General features: G+C 52.3%; 3 protein-coding genes. All 3 read right to left on the bottom strand.

Annotation, left to right across the window (positions count from 1 at the left end; translation table 11 throughout):
* A partial coding sequence (locus SLS51_RS08975; protein ID WP_323837508.1) for a two-partner secretion domain-containing protein occupies window positions 1-5,070 on the bottom strand: 5,070 nt, incomplete at its 3' end.
* A 48-nt stretch (window positions 5,071-5,118) separates the two neighbouring features.
* Window positions 5,119-5,343, bottom strand: a complete 225-nt coding sequence (locus SLS51_RS08970) for a hemolysin secretion/activation protein (protein WP_439126857.1) — start codon at window positions 5,341-5,343, stop codon at window positions 5,119-5,121.
* A gap of 614 nt (window positions 5,344-5,957) precedes the next feature.
* On the bottom strand, window positions 5,958-22,331 hold the full coding sequence (locus SLS51_RS08965) for a non-ribosomal peptide synthetase (RefSeq protein ID WP_323837506.1): 16,374 nt from the start codon (window positions 22,329-22,331) through the stop codon (window positions 5,958-5,960).
* Window positions 22,332-23,389 lie beyond the last annotated feature (1,058 nt).

Below are 23,389 nucleotides of genomic sequence, written 5' to 3'. Positions count from 1 at the left end.
ACTGCGCAGGTCGCCCTGACGGACGCGCGCATAAACCTGCGGCACAGTGACCACCTCGGTAGTGCCATCCGGCAGGGTCACGGTTTGGTTAGTCAGCCAGATAATGTCCGAGGTTAGCAGCGCCATCTGCGCCGGACTCAGCGCGACACCCGGCGTCAATTGTTGCTGTTTGCCAAAGGCAACGCCGGCATCCATCAGCGCTTTAAATTGCGCTTCGTCGTTATTGTAGCCGGGCAGATAGCGCCGGCCGGTCAACTGGGTGATTTGGTCCCGCACCAAACGCTGTTCATAGAACCCGTCGCCTAATCGTTTGTGGACCAGCGCCGGGTCGTGAGTGAGTTGTTGCCGCATATAGTCCGAGCCCAGCCACTGCTTATACTGGGTGAATTTCGGGTCGGTCTCGACCAGATAGTGGCTGTCACTGCCCGGTTGCACGGTATACAGGCTGTTATTCGGCAAACGCGTATCGGGCGTCACCACGCGTATCACCGGGTCGACTGTTTGTCCTTTGACGATTTCCGGGGGCAAACTCAGTTCAAACGGCTGACCGGGAGGCAGCACCAGCGGCTGGTTGTTGATACCGTTCACCGGTGTGACCGCCGTGGGGGCAGAATGGATTTGACCGGTCTGTCGGTCTGTAATCGTGATATCGGTACCCTGTGGACGGGTATGCGCCTGCCAGGCCAGCGTTTTCAGGTCGAGGGTTTCTATCACTGGCGCGGGGCTATAACGACTGCGGCTTTTTCCTTGTGAGGTTTTGGTACCACGGAATCGGGGCTTCAGTCGTTTCTTTTTCGCATACCAGTGAGTCTGACTGCCGGTATCGGTGGTAATCCGTTCCCCCTGAGTAGCGATATTGTGCAGTTCGCCTATCACCCCGTCCAACGCCCCGCCGGCGATAATTTGGCTGTCGTGATTGGTGACCTGCGCACTGTTGAGCGTCATATTGCCGCCGGCCAGAATTTTACCGGGGTCACTCTGTTTGACCTGAGTTTCCCTGACAGTCCGGGTGTACTGATATTCGTAAAAATCATTACTGCCGCTGCCGTCCGGCATGATGGCATCGTGCACGCCGTATTTATTGTGGCGGGAAGTGTCCACCTGCGACCAGTCATAGCGGGTGGTCTGGCCGCTCAGTACGGCATCGTGATGCTGAGACTTTTCCGTTTCAACGACCTGAGTCACTAACCCGGCATTGGTGTTGTTAATCCGGTCAGCATTAATATTCAGGTTGTTCCCGGCTTCAATCGTCGCGGCGTGGTTATTGAGTTCACCGGCTTGACCGGTGGCCGTCAGGGTATTATCCAACCGGCCGCCGATGTGCAGGTCGCCCACGCTGTAAATCTGGGCATGGTCACTGTTGTTCAGTGTGCCGGTGCCAATATCCAGCCGGTCACGCGCCGCAATCACCGCGGCTTTGCCGTTCTGGGCGGTGTTATTCAACGTGCCCGTCTGGAGGGCGAGCTGGTCACCGTAAATGCGCCCGGTGCCGGTGTTGTTCAGAGTGTTGGCCGTGAGATGGGTTAAGCCGCCGTCAATCAGCCCGGTATTGTTCAGCGTATCGTGAACCTGGATTTGCGTTTGTTTGGCGCTGATTTCACCGGAGGCGTTATTGGTGAGATGGTGTGCGTCAAGATGCAGCGCCTGACCGGCTTTTATCTGGCGGTCATTGATAAGATTGCCGGTCGTTTTCAGGGTCAGATTGCCATTGGCCGCGGTGTTGCCGGTATGGTGAAAATCCTCAGTTAAGGTGACCGCCATATCGCCCTGTGATAACAGTTGGCCGTCCCCACTCAGGCCATGTGCGTTAATCGTGGCCTGTTCCCCGGCAATCAGCGTGCCTTGCCGGTTGTTAATCACCAGATTCGGTTGCTGAGCCTCGCTTTTGACCGTGAGCTGTTTACCTGCGGAGACCAGCCCTTGTTCATTCTCCAGAGTCTGGCTGATGTTCGCCTGCAAGTGGTTGGCCGCCCGTAAAGCGCCCTGACTGTTGTCCACCTGTTGGGCGTTTACCGTCAGGTTTTGCGCTTCCAGCCCGTTATCCGTGTGCGCCGTCTCGCGGTTAATCAGGCGAGCGGTGTTCAGGGTCAATTGCTGACCGCCACGGATAAGGCCACCGGTGTTATCGGTTTGGGTCTTAACATTCAACACGGTGTTGCCCACCGCCTGCACCTGCCCATGACGATTGTCGAGCTGGTGAGTATTCAGGGTGAAGGTGTCCGTGGATAACAATTTGCCATCCCGATTATCCAGCGCGGCGTGTCGGGTATCGATAACCACCTGTCCGCCTTGCAGATGACCGTGGCGATTGTCCAGTGGGCCGCTGGTGACGGTGGTTTTTCCTTCTCCAATAATCTGGCCCTGCTGGTTATCCAGTAACTGCCCGTCGGTATCCAGAGTCAGGGCGTCGGCGGATTGTAAAGTGCCCTCGCGGTTGGTCAGTTGTCGGCTGTGAATGTCCAGCCCGCCATTTCCGGCAATCTGGCCCTGAGTATTATTAAGCGCAGTGCTGGTCAGCACGGTTTTGCCGTCCGCCGCGATTATGCCGCCAATGTTATCAACAGCGCCGGTGTGCAAAGTTAAGTGTCCGCCGCTTAACAACCGGCCCGCTTTTTGGTTGGCATCACGGGTATTGGTGAGCTCGTGACCATGAGTATCAATAGACATCTCGCGGCCAGCCTGTAATAACCCCGCGGTGTTGTCCAGATGACCGCTGTTGACCGTCAGGGTGTCTTCGGCTATCACCTGTCCCGCGGTATTGGTGAAAGGATGGCCTGTGGTCTGGCTGTCAATGTTTTGCGCCAGCAACACCCCCTGCGTGTTATTCAGGGTCTGGCTGGTGGTGGTCAGTCGGGTTTTGGCTTCAAGATGACCGTGAGCGTTTTGAATAGTTTTGCCAACGGTGAGGGTGGCGCTGTCCCCGGTGGCAACAATGTTCCCCTGACCATTATTCAGTTGGGCAGCACTGAGCTGGAGCGCATTGCCCGCTTCCAGTCGGCCCGCCTGATTGTCCAGCGTGTCTTTAACTGCCAGTTTCAACGAACCTTGGTCGGCGGCCACGATGTTGCCGTGACGATTATCCACCGTCGTTGCTTCAAGGTTCAGGTTGCCGTTGCCCGCAATAGTGCCGCTTTGGTTATCCAGTCGCCGGGTGGTAAGGGACAGAGTGTCTTTGCCCTGTTGTTGCATCACACCGCCTTGATGGCTCAGGGTGTCGGCGTTGACGGTTATCTGCCCGGCCTGAGTTTCAGCGTGGTTGAGTTGCAGTTCACCGGCCTGTATCGTCAGGGCGCCATTGGTCAGCAGTTTGCCCTTATCACCCAGCCACCGTTGGGTATTGAGCGATAATTGCCCCTGACCGGCCAACTGCACCGTCCCCTGGTTGTTATCGGCCTGATGCGCGGTCAGATGCAGGTCCTCGCCCTGACTGGCAATAGTGCCCTGATGGTTATCGAGCTGGTCAGTAGTGAGCGTCAGCTTCCCCTGATTGAACACCATCCCTTCACGATTATTCAGGGTGCGGGTATGGAGCATCAGTTCACCGGTCCCGGTCTGGTTAATTTCTCCTTTCAGGTTAGAGATATCAGGCGTCGTCAGATGGATTGCCCGCGCCACTAACTGGCCGCCGTCGTTGTTAAACTGGCCCGGGGTTTTCGCGGTCAAACGGTCGGCATTGACGCTGGCACGAGCGGTATTGATGCCCGATTGACCGGCAGTCAGTTGAATCTGACCGGCTGCGGTCTGGCTGTCGCTCAGGTCAATCCGCTGACTGTGGATAGCCAGCGTATCGGCGGCCAGATTTTTGCCCTTAGCCTGAACGTGCTGCGCGGTCAGAGTCAATGAGCCGGGGCGGGTGGTGTTGCCGTTATCATCCAGCCCCGCAGCCCATACGCTGTCATGGCTGCTGTGTATCGTGTCGGCAGTGACGGTGGTATCGCCGCGGGCTTCCACCCGGCCCTGATTGCGCAGTGCTCCCTTGGTCTGTAAATTTACCGCCGATTGTGACAGCAATTTGCCCGTATTCGAGATACCCGAGGAAGCCGTTAATTGCAGGGCGTCACGGCCACTAATGGTGCCGCGGTTCTCTACCCAGCCCTCAGCGGTGATATGGACCTCCCCGGCAGACGCGCCGATATTACCGGCATTATGCACGCCCACCCCCGTTTCGGTGCCTATCAGCCTGATTTTATGGGCATACATGCCGCCCAGCGCCGCCACATCCAACGCAAACGCCGGGTGCTGTTCATCGTCAATCGATTTTTTCTCCCTCTGCTGATGCGTCGCATCCACAATATTGCGCCCGGTGGTCACTTTCAGGTCTTGCGCATGTAATTTGGCGTTAATCGCCACGGAACGGGCGATAATATCGGTGTAACTTTGCTGTGTGCTGTCCATGCCGCGCCCGTCAATCCGCACGTCCCCCTGATTGACATCAAACCCTTTCAGTCGGCCCCGTTCCATCAGGGCTTGCCCGGTGGTGAGCGTGGTGCGATGCGCATTAATAAAGCCGCAACCGTTACAGGTGATGCCCGAAGGATTGGCAATAATCACCTCGGCTTTATGCCCGGCCACTTCAATCCAGCCATTGAGATGACTGCGGTTATGGCTGTTGACTTCGTTGAGGATAATGCTGGCATCCCCTTTGGCTAACCACGGATTACCGGCCACCATGCCGCCCAATTGTGTCTGAGTGACCTGATGGCTGTTATTGAGGATAACCCCCTGTTTATCCACATCAAACTGGCGATAACGGTTGTGAGAAACCCCGTCGGCGCCCGGTGTTTGGATATTGACCTGCGGCGTGCCGTTGGCGCTGCGAATGATCGTCGGTTGCTGGCGCCCCGGCGCCTGTCCATCGGCCACAATCGCCGCCTGTGCGGTAAGCGAAATTCCGCCAAGAGCGCATAACAACCCAAACCGTAGCGCAGTCAGCCGGCAACAACGCTGCGGTGAAGCGGAGCGACGTGCGCGGCGTCCGGTTCGTCCCCGTCCGGCCCGCGCTATCTCGGCCACCACCATCCACATCTGGCGGGCCTGATTAAAGACAATACGATATAACTGCTTGTTCATGACGTTTGCTCCACACAACACTACCCACCGGCAGCTTTGTTATTTGAATTAATACTGCCAATACAGGTTGAATCCGGCCGTGACGGGGGAAGTTTGGAAACCGGCGGTTTCCGGTACAGACAGGTGAACCTCCGCGGGCGGCGGGGCTAATTGCGCTTCCAAGGCTTGCTGGCGGGCCTGTTGATGAATGAGTTGTTGATCTGCGATATCGGCGGCTTGACTGCCTGAGACTACGCTATAAAAAACCGTTAAGACTAAAATACTGCTTTTCATTGACTTTCTATTCCACAATGTCGAAACAGCATTAACCACGAATTTAACTTAGCGATCAATATTTGTGGTTGATTATCAACCGGGCAACTAAAATAGAGGGTTGGTTAAGATAGCAGCAAAAACAAGAGGTTATATGACAAAGCAAAAAACAGGCCAATGTGATTATTTTATGACAGAATTGTATAAAAAATAGATTAATATTAATCATTTAATAATCAACATTAATAATTTCAAATTAATTTTATTTTTTTGTTTTAATTATGTGATGTAAGTCACATTTATTATGTTTTATTTCAGAATGAAATCAATTGAAAAGTGAATATCGTCGTAAATTCGTGATGGGACATTACCTTTTCTGATTATATTAGAGGGTTGCTTTTAGCTCAATTGGCAGAACAGGCTATGTTATGAAACAATCCGGTATAAACAATATATGCCCGTCATCTTTCAAGTTGCCTCTTTGTTGGCTGCACTCGCTCACCCCGGTCACATAGTCATCTATGCTCCCGGGGATTTGCTCCCTTGCCGTCGCGATGCACCTTGAAATCCATAAGGTATATACCGGATTATCAGATCAAGGTTAAATGATTCAATACTCCTTAACTATATCAGTATTACACCTCCTCATCGCCACTGATCGCCAACACCCTATTCAAAATCTGAGCTAAAGCGGCTTTATTTTCATTATTTTCCAATAAACTAAAATGGTTACCCGGAATAGCAATCAACTTAAGTGAAGTATCGGGCATGACCCGTTCCCAACCTAACGACGGCTCTATATTTACGGGTTCCGGCTTTTCATCCGTCACAAAAGAAGCAGCAGGAGAAGGTTCTACTGCATAGAACTGATGCAACGTTATTACTAATGATGGCGGCTCATAATCCGCAACTATTTGCGTGTAACGTTCGATCTGCCGCCAATGCTTTGCGATCACATCAGCACGCAGATTTGCGGGATATAACGCCAATTCTTGTGCTGCTGTAATAAACTGCACCAAATTCAACTCATCAATTTGGCGGTACAACGCCGCAATCTCTTCTTTGCACGCCTCCCCTGACTGCCGGGCCAACTCAGTCAGGAAATGATGTTTGGATTGCATGGCCTCTTTTCCAAAATAATGCGGCGCAGGCGTATCAATCAACCCCAAGAAATTGACTCGCTCACCAGCACTCAAAAGCCGTTGGACGATGGCATAAGCCAATATCCCGCCGGAAGAGTAGCCACTTATCCGATACGGGCCTACCGGTTGTACCACTTTCATCAAGGTGATCATTCTGGCTGCCTGCTCTTCCATCGTTAACATTGGTTCTTCATTGATGGATGGCCAAGGCAGCGCATAAATCGGATAGCCCGACGGGATATGTTGAGCCAGCCCGAAGACATAAGAATAATCACCCATGCCACTAGGAACAAAGAACAGTGGCAATCCTGTTCCGCCAAGTCGCACCGATATAGCGCTGCTTCGCGGCTGAGACAATAAATCCGAGGTGATTTTAGAGGCCAATTCGGACAGCACCGGGAATTGGAACAAAACATTCAATGTAAAAATCAAACCCCGACCGGCGGCAAGATTCATCATTCGCATGGCAAGCAGTGAGTGGCCGCCCAACGCGAAGAAATTGTCATACCGGCTAACCTGCTCAATCCCTAGCAATTCACACCAAATCGCGGCTAATACGATTTCCGTTTCGCCTTGTGGCGCTTCATAAGCCTGACGAGCAAACGCTTCATTGTCCGGCTCCGGTAACGCACGGCGATCCAACTTACCGTTCGGTGTCAATGGAAAGGCATCCAAACGCACAAAGGCTGACGGCACCATATAGTCAGGTAAAATGGCACTCAGGTGGGTACGCAGGCTATTCGCCAACCTCTCATCCGCTTGCGCCACCACATAAGCCACCAAGCGTTTGTCCTGCCCTTCACCCAACGCCAGCACCACAGATTGACTTACCGCAGGATGTTCCACCAACCGGGCCTCAATTTCACCCGGCTCAACCCGGAAACCCCGAATTTTCACCTGATGATCATTACGTCCCAAGAATTCCAGATTGCCATCCGGCAAGTAGCGAACCAAATCCCCGGTTCGATACATCCGTGCATTTGGATTATCGCTAAACGGATCAGTCAGGAAGTATTCCGCAGTCAGTTCAGCACGATTGAAATAACCCCGTGCGACACCAACGCCCCCAATATACAATTCCCCCTCGACGCCTAACGGTACTGGCTGCCCCTGAACGTCGAGCAGGTAAACGCATGTATTCGGTAGCGGACGGCCTATGATATTGGCCTGCCCCATCCCCTCGTTTAGGCAGGATGTCGTCGTGGTAATCGTGGCTTCTGTAGGACCGTAGCAATTCGCCAGAACAGGGTATTCACCGTGAGTCGCTAGCCAACGTTGTAACTCATGATCAGGTATCGCTTCCCCACCAATGCAAATAATCCTTAAGCCCTGATAGATATCGCCTTTATTAACATTTGATATTATCCGCCAGAATTGGGCCGGTATCGCAATGTAGGTAATTTTATAAGACTCGCACAGACGCCAAAACGCCTGCGCACTCAAGAGCCACTGATTTGTCCTTAAGACTAATTGTGCCCCCTGTGTTATTGCGCAAAATATTTCTGATGCACAAACGTCAAAAGAAGGGTTGCAAAATTGCAATAGACGGTCAGATACGTTAAGCGACCACTTTATGTTCAGCGAAGTAATTTGACTGACCAGTTGCCTATGTTCAACCATCACGCCCTTCGGTGTGCCGGTCGAGCCGGAGGTGTAAATCACATACGCCAGATGCCGTGAGGTTAATTCAGGTATCTGTGGATTGCTATCTGGCTGATTAGGTAATGTATTCGGATCAAATACTGTCAGCCCGGTAAGTACATTCCCGCCCAACACTGTACGCCCGACAGCATCAGCCAATAAAATAACCGGTGAAACATCAGTCAAAATATGTGATAGACGTTCACCCGGATAATCTGGATCTAACGGCACATAAGCCGCGCCAGCTTTCAGCACCGCCAACAATCCCACCACCATCGCCGGTGAACGCGCCACGCAAATCGCCACCCGCTGGTCCGGTTCTACACCTAGCGCAATGAGCTGATGGGCCAGCCGGTTAGCGCGAGCATTTAATTCGACATAACTGAAAGTTTGCTCCTCATACACTAACGCTGTAGCGTCAGGGGTTTGCTCCACCTGTTGTTCAAACAATTGATGAATACATAACGACGGTTCAAGATACGCCGTTTCCGTCGCATTCCACGTTTTCAGCATCAACGTACTTTCAATTTCAGGTAGGATGTTCAATGTCCGTACCGGCGTTTCCGGGGCCTGTTCCAATGCCTCTACCAAGCTCTCCAATGCCTGTTGCATATAGCCACATACCCGTTCCGGCTCAAACGGTTGGATAACTTGAGCAGTTAGCCCTAGTGCGTCACTAAAATCCTCCACCGACAAGGCAAACGGATAGTTGGTAAACTCCTGCGCACCAAGGAATTCAATGCCGTCCATCGTTTCATCCAAAGGATCTGGCTGATCATTATGTCGGTAGTTCAACAGGGCACTAAACAGTGGAATGCCATCCTGCACACCACTACAACGTTGGGCCAGCGCCAGTGAGGCATGCTCATGTTCCAACAATCCCGCTAACTGACGATGTACTGCCTGTACACTCTCTCGCACCGGCGTATCATCCATATCCAGCCGCAACGGCAAGGTATTGATAAACAGCCCCATGCCGCTGTCAACCCCTTTCCCTACCGCCATGCGCCCAAATATTACGGTACCGAACACCACCTGTTCCTGTCCGCTGGTACGCGACAACACCTGCGCCCAAGCCAGATGACATAAAGCCGCCAAACTGACCCCCAAACGCCGGGCTTGACTGCGTAGACGGTCATTCAGCTCAGGTGCCAACATTCGCTGCGATTCCGTCACTTGGGAACCATCACGATGCACCTCCGTCAATCCGAACGGCAATGTGGGTTCATCCACCTCCGCCAGCATTTCGGTAAAGAAGCGGATATGTGCATCCTGACTCACCCCCAGCCGGGCCTGCGCGACCAAATTGCGGAAAGGTGTCGGTGTTGGCAGGCTCTCCTCCTGTCCGTCTAGATAAGCCTGTACTTCACGATTCATCACGTCCAGCGTGGTATGGTCGCCAATCAGATGATGCAGCAATTGCAGTACAATCCAACGGCCATCAGTCTCCTGTGCCACTATAAAGCGCAATAACGGTGCTTCTCCCAAGTCTAGACGATGGTGACGGGGATCAAAACGCTCAGCCAATTGTCCGCTAACCGGTCCATCGGCTGGGTTCAGTGTCAATTCAGTCACCGACAAGGATGCCTGACGCCAAACTACTTGGGCGGGCACTGACAGCCCTTGCCAGATAAAAGCAGTACGCAGGATATCGTGTCTATTTACCACCTGTTGCACCGCCGCCAGATAACGGTCCAGCAGAGTCCGCTCAGTAAAGACCATCTGACCGGTTAATAAATAGGGGTCCCCTTTGTTTGCCAGTAGGTGGTGGAACAAAATACCGTCCTGCAATGGCGACAAGGCATAGATATCCTGAATATTCGCTATCCCGCCCGGTACCTGTCCGACGATGCGGTCAATCTCTGACTGGGTTAGATCAATCAGCGGCAACATTTCCGGTGTCAACGCCGTGGTGACCGGGGTGATGACGTTAGTCGGCACGATGACGGCCTGATGCTGTCCCAATGTTTGGGCCAGATCTGACAGCACCGGCGACTGGAACAGATCACGCGCCGCCAATGTCAACCCCAAATGACGCAAGCGTTCAATCATGCGTACCGCGAGCAGTGAATGGCCGCCCAACGCAAAGAAACTGTCATATCGACTAACCTGTTCAATCCCCAGTAATTCACGCCAAATCGCCGCTAGCGTCATTTCTGTTTCGCCTTGTGGCGCTACGAAAACCTGACGGGCAACCGCTTCACTGTCTGGAGCCGGTAGCGCCCGACGATCCAGCTTACCGTTCGGCGTCAACGGAAACGCATCCAGACGCACAAAGGCTGACGGCACCATATAATCAGGCAGAATTTTACTCAGGTGAGTACGCAAGCTATTCACCAGCCCGTCATCCGCGAGTGCCACCACATAAGCCACCAGCCGTTTGTCGGACCCATCACCTAACGCCACCACAGCCGCTTCACGCACCGCCGAGTGCTCTACCAGACGCGCCTCAATTTCCCCCGGTTCAATCCGAAAGCCTCGAATTTTAACCTGCTGGTCATTACGGCCCATGAACTCCAGATTACCGTCCGGCAAATAGCGAGCCAAATCCCCGGTTCGGTACATGCGCGCATCCGGGTCATCACTGAATGGATCGACAAGGAAACGTTCGGCGGTTAACTCAGGGCGATTAAGATAACCTTGGGCGACCCCATCACCACCGACATAAATCTCACCGATCACCCCCGGAGGTACCGGCTGACCATAAACATCCAGCAGATAAACACGCGTATTCGCTATCGGCCGACCAATAGGTATCCGGCTCGCTCCTTGCGGTAACACCTCGATAGGATACATGGTGGTAAAGGTGGTCCCTTCACTCGGACCATAGGCTTGCAAAAGTTGTTGTGGCGGACGATTATCCAGAACTTGAGCAATCACCTTTAAATCGGGTATATCTCCCCCGAAAATCAGAATCTTAATTTGCGGAAGAATGGGAGATAACTCTGCTGCCAGCCGGTTAAACAACCCGATCGTCAGCCACAGCACTGTGATGCGGTGCTCCTGTAAAGTCAGCACTAACTCCTGCGGTGTCAATAAGGTGGCGCGGTCGATAACCACTAAAGCACCACCATTGAGCAACGGTGCCCAAACTTCAAACGTGCTGGCATCGAAAGCCGGATTAGCGGTAAAGGCAACTCGATCCTCCGGTCCGATGTTGGCATAGCCATTATTGATGACCAGCCGGACCATCGCACGATGTTGTACCAAAACCCCTTTGGGTGTGCCGGTAGAGCCGGAGGTGTACATGATATACGCTAATTCGGCGCTGGAACGCGGCAAATTAGGGTTGACATGATCTTGCTCGCTGTTCGCACTTTTCTTATCCGAGAGACGCAACAGCGGAATCGTCAAGTTAGCCGGAATATCAGCCCGTGTATCAGTGAGCAGCAACCGAGCGGAACAATCACTTATCAGCCAATGTTTCCGCTCATCCGGCATACTGGGATCAACCGGCACGTAAACAGCGCCAGCTTTGAGAATAGCCAATTGGGCCACCACCAGTTCTATCGATCGTTCTAACAGGAGCGCAACATGGTCACCCGGACGAATCCCCTGTTCGATTAGCTGATAAGCCAACCGGTTAGCACACGTATTCAGTTCCATATAACTTAGGGTTTTATCGCCCGCTATCAACGCCGTCGCCTCTGGGGTTCTCTCCACTTGCTGCTCAAACAATTGATGAATACATAACGCATCAGGATAGACGGTTTCCGTGGCGTTCCAGGTTTCCAGTAACAGCGTGCGTTCCGTTTCGGGTAGGATATTCAAGGCCCGTATCGGTGTCTCCGGCGTTTGCTCCAAAGCCTCTACCAGACTCTCCAGCGCCTGTTGCATATAAGCGCATAGGCTTTCCGGATCAAACGGTTGCACGACCTGAGCCGTCAGCCCCAAAGATTCACCAAAATCCTCCACCGACAGCACAAATGGGTAGTTGGTTCGCTCCTGTGCGTCAAGAAATTCAATACCACTGATCAGTTCATCTGACGTTGTGGACAAAGCATTGTGCCGATAGTTCAACAGCGCACTAAAGAGTGGCGTACCGCTGGCAACCCTACTGCAACGCTGAGCCAGTGCCAATGAAGCATGCTCATGCGCCAATAATCCGGCGAGTCGGGTATGGGCGGCCTGCACACTGTCCCGTACCGGGGTCTCATCGATATCCAGCCGCAACGGCAAGGTATTGATAAACAACCCCATGCCATTGTCAACACCCTCCCCCGCCTGCATACGCCCAAACAGCACCGTCCCAAACACGACACTCTGCTGGCCACTGGTACAAGACAACACCTGTGCCCAAGCCAGATGACACAGCGCCGCCAGACTGACACCCAAACATCGGGCCTGACTACGCAAACGGTCATTCAGCGTGCTCGTCAGCATCCGGTGGAATTCCGTCACCTGCGAACCGTCACGATGTACCTCCGTCAATCCAAACGGCAACGTGGGTTCATCCACCGCCGCCAGCATCTCGGTAAAGAAGCGGGTATGCTCTTCCTGACTGACCCCCAACCGGGCCTGCGCCACCAAATTGCGGAAAGGAACCGGCACTGGCAAACTCTCCTCCTCACCCATCAGATACGCCTGAACTTCGCGGTGCATCACTTCCATCGTTTCATGGTCACCGATCAAGTGATGATGCAACTCCAGTAACAACCAACGACCATCCGTTTCCTGCGCGATAATAAAACGCAGTAACGGGGCTTGACTCAGGTCAAGACGATAGTGAGCGGGATCAAAACGCCGGGTTAACTGGTCACTGACCGGACCGTCAGCCGGGTTCAGCGTCAGTTCCGTCACTGACAATGGGGCCTGACGCCAGACCACCTGCGTCGGCACTGACAATTCTTGCCAAATAAAGGCGGTACGCAGAATATCGTGCCGATCAATTATCCGTTGAATCGCCGTCAAATAACGATCCAACAGCGCCCGGTCAGCAAAAACCATCTGGCTGATTAACAGATAGGTATCACCTTCATTCTCCAGCAGATGGTGAAACAAAATGCCATCCTGCAACGGCGACAGCGCATAGATATCCTGAATATTCGCCATCCCGCCCGGGACTTGCCCGACAATGCGGTCAATGTCAGGCTGAGTCAAATCGATCAGCGGCAACATCGCCGGTGTCAGTACCGTCGTATCCGGTGTAATACAGTTGTCAGGCACCTGGATTTCATCATGCTGAACCAGAGACTGCGCCAGAACACAGAGTGTTGGGTGTTGAAATAGCGTTTGTACCGATATCCCCAAACCGACACGCCGCAATCGTTCAATCAGGCGCACGGCGAGCAGTGAATGGCCGCCCAACGCAAAGAAGCTGTCATGTCGACTAATCTGCTCAACGCCCAGTAATTCACACCAGACAGCCGCTAGCATCGTTTCTATCTTGCCTTGCGGGGCTTCATAAACTTGACGAGCAAACGCTGCCTCCCCCGGTGCCGGTAATGCTCGGCGATCTAGCTTGCCATTCGGCGTCTGCGGGAAGCTATCCAGACGTACAAAGGCCACCGGTATCATATAATCAGGTAAAACTGTACTCAGGTATTCACGCAAACGGGCAGCCAAACTCTCATTCGCTTCCGCCGCCACATAGGCGACCAGCCGTTTGTCCTGCCCGTCATCCAGCGCCAGTACCGCCGCCTCTTGTACCGCCGGATGTTCCACCAGCCGGGTTTCAATTTCCCCTAGCTCAACCCGGAAGCCGCGAATTTTAACCTGTTGGTCGTTACGCCCCAAGAATTCCAGTTCACCGTCCGGCAGATAACGCGCTAAATCTCCGGTGCGATACATCCGGGCATCAGGCACCGGATTAAAGCAGTCCGGTATAAAACGTTCCTCGCTCAATGCCAGCCGGTTCAGATAACCCCGAGCCACCCCCACGCCACCAATATACATTTCTCCAACGCAACCCAATGGCACGGGTTGCCTGTTTTTATCCAGTAAGTAGACGCGAGTATTCCTAATCGGCCGACCGATAGAACGATCATCTGCCGGGGATAATATTTCTTTACAGGTCGCCGTCACGGTATTTTCCGTCGGGCCATAAGCGTTCAATAGCCGGAGTTGGCAGGTTTCCTGCGTAAACCAGTCCTGAATGGCGTTCTTTTTGACCGCCTCACTGCCAATGATGATCAGCCTGAGACCATCCGGCAGCGGCAACCCATTATCTCTGGCCGCCAGTTCAGACCAGAACAAAGTCGGCAGAAACATAACCGTGATACGGTTTTGCCGGGCTAAGGCAACAAATTCCGCCATTGAAGCCAACCAGCTATCATCGCGAATAACTAACGTGGCTCCGTTGCATAATGACGAGAAGCACTCTTCCACTGAAACATCAAACGCAAAAGCGGCAAATTGCAACACCCGGTCTTGCTCGGTGACGGCATAGCGTTCATTAACACCCAGATAACGTTGATAGACCGCCTGATGTTCTACCATCACCCCTTTCGGCTGCCCGGTTGAACCGGAAGTATAAATGATGTAAGCCAAGTGCCGTGGCGTCAACGCCGGGACCTGCGGGTTACTATCCGGCAGGTCAGGCTGGATATTCGGGTCGAATACCGTCAACCCGGCCAGCGCCTCGTCGCCCAGTGCGGCCTGTCCGATCACATCAGCCAATACCACTGATGGGGCAGTATCATTCAGGATATACGTCAGACGCTCCCCCGGGTAAGTTGGGTCCAGCGGCACATAGGCCCCACCGGCTTTCAGTACCGCCAACAATGCCACCACCATAGTCGGGGAGCGAGCCACGCAAATGGCGACCGGCTGATCCGGTGTTACGCCAAACGCAATCAGTTGATGAGCAAGGCGGTTGGCGCAGGCATTTAATTCAGCATAACTCAGCGTCTGCTCTTGATACACCAGTGCCGTAGCCAGCGGGGTTTTCTCTACTTGTTGTTCAAACAATTGATGAATACATAACGCCTCAGGATACGGGCTCTCCGTGGCATTCCATGTTTCCAGTAACAATGTGCGTTCCGTTTCAGGCAAGATATTCAATGTTCGTACCGGTGCCTCTGGAGCCTGCTCAAGGGCCTCTACCAAACTCTCCAGCGCCTGCTGCATATAACGGCACAAGCTTTCCGGATCAAACGGTTGCACCACATGAGCGATCAGCCCCAACGTGGCGCCATCGTCCTCCACCGACATGCCAAAGGGATAGTTAGTGCTCTCCTGTTCGCCCAGAAATTCAATCCCGTCTATCGTTTCATCCAAAGGATCAAGCTGATCATTATGTCGATAGTTCATTAAAGCACTAAAAAGTGGCGTACCGCTGGCAACGCCACTGCATCGCTGAGCCAACGCCAGTGAAGCATGCTCATGTTCCAACAATCCCGCCAGCCGGGTATGTACGGCCTGTACACTATCACGTACCGGCGTATCATCCATATCCAGCCGTAACGGCAGGGTATTGATAAACAGCCCCATACCATTGTCAGCCCCTTCTCCCGCCGCCATGCGCCCAAATAGTACAGTGCCAAACACCACTTTCTCCTGACCACTGGTACACGACAGTACCTGCGCCCAAGCCAGATGACACAATGCCGCCAGACTGACTCCCAAACGCCGGGCCTGACTACGCAGACGGTCATTCAAGCTGGCTGTCAGCAGCCGATGAGATGCTATCTCCTGAGAACCATCACGATGCACATCTGCCAGCCCGAACGGCAGCGTGGGCTCATCCACCTCCGCCAACATGTCAGTAAAGAAGCGGATATGCGCTTCCTGACTCACTCCTAGCCGGGCTTGAGCCACCAAATTGCGGAAAGGAGCCGGGTCAGGCAGGCTATTCCCTTGCCCGGCAAGGTACGCCTGCACTTCACGGTTCATCACTTTCATTGTGGTATGGTCACCAATCAGGTGATGTTGTAATTCAAGTAAGAACCAGCGACCATCAGTCTCCTGCGCCACCACAAAACGTAACAGCGGTGCCTGACCCAAATCGAGACGATAATGGCGAGGATCAAAACGTCGAGCCAGTTGATCGCTAACCAGCCCATCAACCGGGTCCAGCGTCAATTCAGTCACTAATAAGGACGTTTGACGCCAGACTACCTGCGCCGGTACTGACAACCCTTGCCAGATAAAGGCAGTGCGCAGAATATCGTGGCGATCAATCACCTGTTGCACTGCCGCCAAATAACGATCTAGCAGAGACCGGTCAGCAAAAGCCATTTGACTGACCACCAGATACGGATCACCTTCGTTTGCCAATAAGTGGTGGAACAAAATACCGTCCTGCAACGGTGACAGGGCATAGATATCCTGAATATTAGTCATCCCACCCGGCACCTGCCCGACGATACGGTCAACCTCAGCCTGAGTCAGATCAATCAGCGGCAACATTTGCGGGGTGATTTTCGTCGTTGCTGACGTAATCACATTCGGGGGCACCACCATAATCGGGTGCTGACCCAATGTTTGCGCCAATTCAAACAACACTGGCGACTGGAACAGGTCCCGCACCGCCAGCGTTAAACCTAAGTGACGCAGGTGTTCAACCATCCGCACAGCCAGCAACGAGTGGCCGCCCAACGCAAAAAAGCTGTCATACCGACTGACCTGTTCAATCCCCAGTAATTCACGCCAAATCGTCGCCAGCGCAATTTCCATCTCGCCTTGTGGCGCAACATAAACCTGACGGGCAAACGCCTCTTCGTCCGGTGCCGGTAACGCCCGGCGATCCAGCTTACCGTTCGGGGTTAACGGGAAAGCCTCCAGACGCACAAAAGCTGACGGCACCATATAATCCGGTAAAATGGCACTCAGGTGATCACGCAGAGTCATCGCCAGCCCCTCATGGGCTTCCGCCGCCACATAGGCCACCAGCCGTTTATCCGGCCCATCACCCAGCGCCAACACCGCCGCCTCACGCACCGCCGGATGCTCCACCAGACGCGTCTCAATTTCCCCCGGTTCAATCCGAAAGCCGCGAATTTTAACCTGTTGGTCATTACGACCCAGAAATTCCAGATTACCGTCCGGCAGATAGCGGGCTAAATCCCCGGTCCGGTACATACGCGCATCCGGTTGATCACTAAATGGATCTATCAGGAAACGTTCCGCAGTCTGGTCAGGGCGATTGAGATAACCACAGGCCACCCCGTCTCCGCCCACATAAATCTCTCCGGTCACCCCCAACGGTACTGGCTGGCCGTAAGCATTCAACAGATAAATACGTGTATTGGCTATCGGTCGGCCAATGGGGATCCGCGTCACTCCCTGCGTTAATGCCACGATAGGATACATGGTGGTAAACGTGGTTCCCTCACTGGGGCCATAAGCCTGCAAGAGTTGTTGGGGCGGGCGATTATTTAGAACCTGAGCAATCACCTGTAAATCGGGGATATCTCCCCCGAAAATCAGGATCTTTATCTGCGGCAGAACCGGAGATAACTCTGGTGCCAGTCGGTTAAATAACCCGATAGTTAGCCACAGCACTGTGATGTGGTGAGCCTGTAAAACCGGTACTAACTCCTGTGGTGTTAATAACGTAGCGCGGTCAATAACCACTAACGCCCCGCCGCTGAGCAACGGTGCCCAGACTTCAAATGTACTGGCATCGAAAGCCGGATTAGCCGTAAAGGCAACCCGGTCATCCGGTCCGATTTCAGCATAGTCATTATTGATGACCAGCCGGACCACCGCACGATGCGGCACCAAGACCCCTTTGGGTGTACCGGTAGAACCGGAGGTGTACATGATGTACGCTAACTCAGCGCTGGAACACGGCAAATCAGGGTTGAGGCACTCTTCCTCTCTTCCGTCCGTATCTGATTGATCCGAGAGACGCAACAGCGGAACAGTCAGGTTAGCCAGAATATCAGCCTGTGTATCGGTGAGCAGCAACCGGGCGGAACAATCACTTATCAGCCAATTTTTCCGCTCATCCGGCATACTGGGATCAACCGGTACGTAAACGGCGCCGACTTTGAGAATGGCCAACTGGGCCACCACCAGTTCTATCGAGCGCTCTAACAGGAGCGCAATATGATCACCGGAACAAACTCCTTGTTCGATTAACTGGTGAGCCAGCCGGTTAGCACGGGTATTCAATTCCGTATAGCTTAGCGTTTTATCGCCTGCTATCAGTGCCGTCGCCGCTGGGGTTTTCTCCACCTGCTGTTCAAACAACTGATGGACGCATAACTGATCAGGATAGACAGTTTCCGTGGCGTTCCACGTTTCTAGCAACAAGGTACGCTCCGCTTCCGGCAGGATGTCCAATACCCGAACGGGCATTTCTGGGGCTTGCTCCAGCGCTTCCACCAGACTCCTCAGTGCCTGTTGCATATAACCACAGAGGTTTTCAGGATCAAACGGTTGCACGACCTGAGCCGTCAGCCCCAAAGATTCACCAAAATCCTCCACTGACAACACAAACGGATAGTTAGTTCGCTCCTGTTCGCCTAAGAATTCAATCCCGGCCATCGTTTCATCCAAAGGACCCGGCGGCTCATTATGGCGATAGTTCAACAAGGCACTAAAGAGTGGCGTACCGCTGTCAACCCCACTGCATCGTTGAGCCAACGCCAACGGAGCATGCTCATGCTCCAACAACTCAGCCAGTCGCAGATGCACCTCCCGCACACTGTCCCGTACCGGGGTCTCATCGATATCCAGCCGCAGCGGCAAGGTATTGATAAACAGCCCCATCCCTTCCCCCACGGCCATGCGCCCAAACAGGACAGTACCAAACACCACTTTCTCCTGCCCGCTGGTGCGCGATAATACCTGCGCCCAAGCCAGATGACACAGCGCCGCCAGACTGACGCCCAAACGCCGGGCCTGACTACGCAGACGGTTATTTAGCTCAGGCGCTAACATCTGGTGGGATTCGGTCTTCTGAGATCCATCACGATGCACACCCGTCAGCCCGAACGGCAACGTGGGTTCATCCACTGCCGCCAACATATCGGTGAAGAAACGGGTATGCGCTGCCTGACTCACCCCTAACCGGGCCTCAGCCACCAGATGACGGAACGGCACTGGCGCAGGCAGGCGATCCCCTTGCCCGGCAAAATAGGCCTGCACTTCACGGTGCATCACTTCCATCGTTTCATGGTCGCCAATCAAGTGATGCTGCAATTCCAGTAAGAACCAGCGGCCATCGGTTTCCTGAGCGATAACAAAATGCAGTAACGGTGCCTGACTCAAGTCAAGACGATATTGAACGGGATCAAAGCGCCGGGTTAGCTGCTCAATGACTGGACCATCCGCCGGATCTAATGTCAGTTCTGTCACAGGCAACCGTGCCCGACGCCAGACCACCTGCGCCGGAACGGATAATCCTTGCCAAATAAACGCCGTCCGCAAAATGTCATGGCGATCAACCGCCTGTTGTACCGCCGCCAGATAACGATCCAGTAAAGAGCGGTCAGCAAAAGCCACCGGATAGAGCACCAGATAGGGATCACCCGCCTGTTCTAGCAGATGGTGGAACAAGATACCGTCCTGCAACGGCGACAACGCATAGATATCCTGAATATTGGTTATCCCGCCCGGCACTTGCTCGACGATGTGGTCAATGTCAGTCTGAGTTAAATCAATCAGCGGCAACATCTCCGGCGTCAGCGCCGTGGTTGTCGGCGTGATGACGTTAGGCGGGACTATCACAGCCTGATGCTGTCCCAACGTTTGCGCCAATGCTGACAGCACCGGAGACTGAAACAGATCACGTGCCGTCAGTGTCAAACCCAGATGGCGCAGGCGTTCAATCATCTGCACGCCGAGTAGGGAATGACCGCCCAACGCAAAGAAACTGTCATGTCGGCTGATTTGTTCAATACCCAATAACTCACGCCAGATAGCCGCCAGAGTGATCTCTGCCTTCCCTTGTGGCGCTTCATAAATCTGACGGGCAAAATCATCTTCCCCGGGCGCGGGCAACGCCCGACGATCTAACTTGCCACTCGGCGTCTGTGGGAAGGTATCCAGACGTACAAAGGCCGCGGGCACCATATAGTCAGGTAAAATGGCACTCAGGTATTCACGCAAATCAGCAGCCAATCGCTCATTCGCTTTCGCCTCCACATAAGCCACCAGCCGTTTGCCCTGATCGCTATCCAGTGCCAGCACCGCCGCCTCTTGCACCGCCGGGTGTTCCGTCAATCGGGTTTCAATTTCCCCCAGTTCAATCCGAAAACCGCGAATTTTAACCTGCTCATCATTACGGCCCAGAAATTCCAGGTCACCGTCCGGCAGGTAGCGGGCCAAATCCCCAGAACGATACATCCGTTCACCGGATACCGGGCTAAAAGTATCCAGCATAAAACGTTCCACACTCAACGCGGGCCGGTTGAGATAACCTCGTGCCACCCCCACGCCACCAATATACATCTCGCCCACGCAACCGGCGGGAACCAGTTCGCCATATTTGTCCAACAGGTAGATACGGGCATTTTTAGCCGGTCTGCCGATAGAACGGGCATCCTCTGGGGACAACACATCCTTATAGGTCACCGTCACGGTGTTTTCCGTCGGGCCATAACCATTCAATAACCGGGGACGGTGACCCGCCTGTCTAAACCAGTCCTGAATGGCACTCTTTTTCACCGCCTCACCCCCAATGATGATGAGCCGGAGACAATCCGGCAGCGGTAATCCATTATCTCTAGCCGCCAGCTCAGACCAGAATAAAGTCGGCAGTGACATCACCGTAATACGATATTGTCGGGTTAAGGCAACAAATTCTGGTATCGAAGCCAGCCAGCTATCATCCCGGATAACCAGTGTGGCGCCGTTGCATAATGACGAGAAGAAATCTTCTACTGAAACATCAAACGCAAACGCGGCAAATTGCAATAGCCGGTCTTGTGCGGTGACGGCATAGGTGTCATTAAAACCCAGATAACGTTGATAAATCGCCTGATGTTCCACCATCACCCCTTTCGGCTGCCCGGTTGAGCCGGAGGTGTAAATCACATAGGCCAGATGCTGTGGCGTTAACGTCGGGATCTGCGGGTTGCTGTCGGGCTGGTCAAGTTGGATATTCGGATCAAGTACCGTCACGCCTACCAGCGCCTGTTCGCCCAGCGCCGCCCGGCCAACTTCATCAACCAGCACCACTGACGGCGAACTATCGCTCAGGATATATGTCAGACGTTCCCGCGGATAAGTTGAATCCAACGGCACATAAGCCCCACCGGCTTTCAGCACGGCCAACAATGACACCACCATCATCGGGGAGCGTTCCACACAAATCGCTACCCGCCGGTCCGGTGTGACGCCCAGCGCAATCAGGTGATGAGCCAACCGGTTAGCACGAGTATTCAATTCCGCATAACTGAGGGTCTGTTCTTGATATTCTAACGCCGTGGCGTCCGGGGCTTGTTCTGCCTGTTGCTCGAATAATTGATGAATACAGACTGGGTCAGGATAAGGGGTTTCCGTGGCGTTCCAAGTTTCCAGTAATAAGGTACGTTCAGCCTCAGATAACACATTAAGCTGCCAGATAGGCATTTCCTCTCCCTGCCTTTTTGACGCTGCCAGCATCTGTAAATGTTCACCCATGCGCAGAATCACTTCCGTACTCAGGCGATTTTCATCGTAGATCCAGCGAAAACCGCCCTGCGCATTGATTTGGAGCGTCAGCAATTCGCCCAGCGCCGCCTGATCACACGGTCTATTCTCCGCTATGACAGCAACGGCAATTCGCCACGGCCGGTAGTTTGTCAACGCCGGAATAGCCCACAATGAAGGAGCGCGCGCGAGGAGATCTCGACTAAATGTGCGGTGCCGGGCCAACCGGGCTAGCTCACCATCCAGCCAATTCGCTACCTCATGCCAGGGCTTATCAAACTCCATCTCAACAACCATTGGCACCACCGGTGCCCAATCTGCCGACTTATCGTTTACCCCATCCACGCACCAACCGATTTGGAATATCGTCTGCTGAGTCAAACGCGCAAGGTAGATAACGAATGCCTGCAACAACGTTTGTAATGGTTCCTCTTCACCGTTTTTTGGCAACGGGAGCTGCCAGTCACTGATTACCCAACTGGGTTCTACTTGCTCTCCGGCGGCTTCAAAAGGTAATTGGAGGGGTTGCAAAGCAGCAAGACGTTCGCACCAAAATAATTCACTGGATGTCAACGTCTGGGGAATATTTTTTACATTCTGACTCGGTGGTAAAATGTCATTTACGTTAGTTATATTTTCTGACGTCTGAGAGAGGAGTTCAGCTTTAAAATCACTGCCCGCTTGGGCGATGCTATCTTTCATTTACTACCTCAACGAATCTGTTAGAAATTTGGAAACTGTCATCTCTGACAACCATCACTAATATTTCTTTCTCACTTCTTGCCCCCAAGAAATAAAAACGGACACATCTGATATCAATTCAAAATATTCAGATACGGGATGCTACAGCCCCGTCAATAACAACCAATTAACAATTTCCTGACATTAATTTTCCTGACAACGGAATAAATAATTTATTTTATGCTGCGGAATAAGGCATTCCATTTTTTAGATAAGTTCGATTAATTGACTGCAATTTTAATTGGCTAATATTGAATTCCATCATTTAAAATGGAACCGTTAACTGCATTTAATTATGCATAAATACCAAATCACCACTGTATTTTATCTATTTCCTATTAATATCTAATTGAAATTATTTCAAAAACAAATGAGATATTTATAAAGATAAAATGAATAAATTAACCCTAAATTATCAAAAAAGTTTACTTTGATAATTACTTATAAAATAAATTTATTATCTTAATAATCAACTAATATCTCAATTACAAATGTATACCCGTTATCTTTCAAGTTGCTTCTTTGTTGGCTGCACTCCCTCACCCCGGTCACATAGTTATCTATGCTCCCGGGGATTCACTCCCTTACCGCCGCGATCCATCTTGAAATCCATAGGGTATAACTTATTCAACATTTACAAACCACTCTATATATTCAATTATTTGAAAATATAAGCCTGGGTTAAAAGTAATTCATAACACACTATTTTTCAACAAATAAATAATATCGTTAATGTAAATACCGTAAACGAAACAATACAAATTAAAATTAAATTCATTATATTTTTTTATAATAATAAGATTATAAAGCCGATATAAATGTGATTATATTTAATACCATAAAGAAACAATTTAAAACTAGAAATAGCTTTATTACACACTATCTCATAATGGACATTATTTTTATAAAACAATAACATATGAAATAAATCATTAATTACAAGACAATATCACCCAAGTAAATCGTTCTACAAAGTAATTTACGTAATGACCTGAGACATTTATTAATTTATAGTTTTA

Source organism: Photorhabdus africana (genome assembly GCF_035181445.1).
Lineage (GTDB): Bacteria > Pseudomonadota > Gammaproteobacteria > Enterobacterales > Enterobacteriaceae > Photorhabdus > Photorhabdus laumondii.
This window is presented reverse-complemented; position numbering and strand designations above follow the sequence as displayed.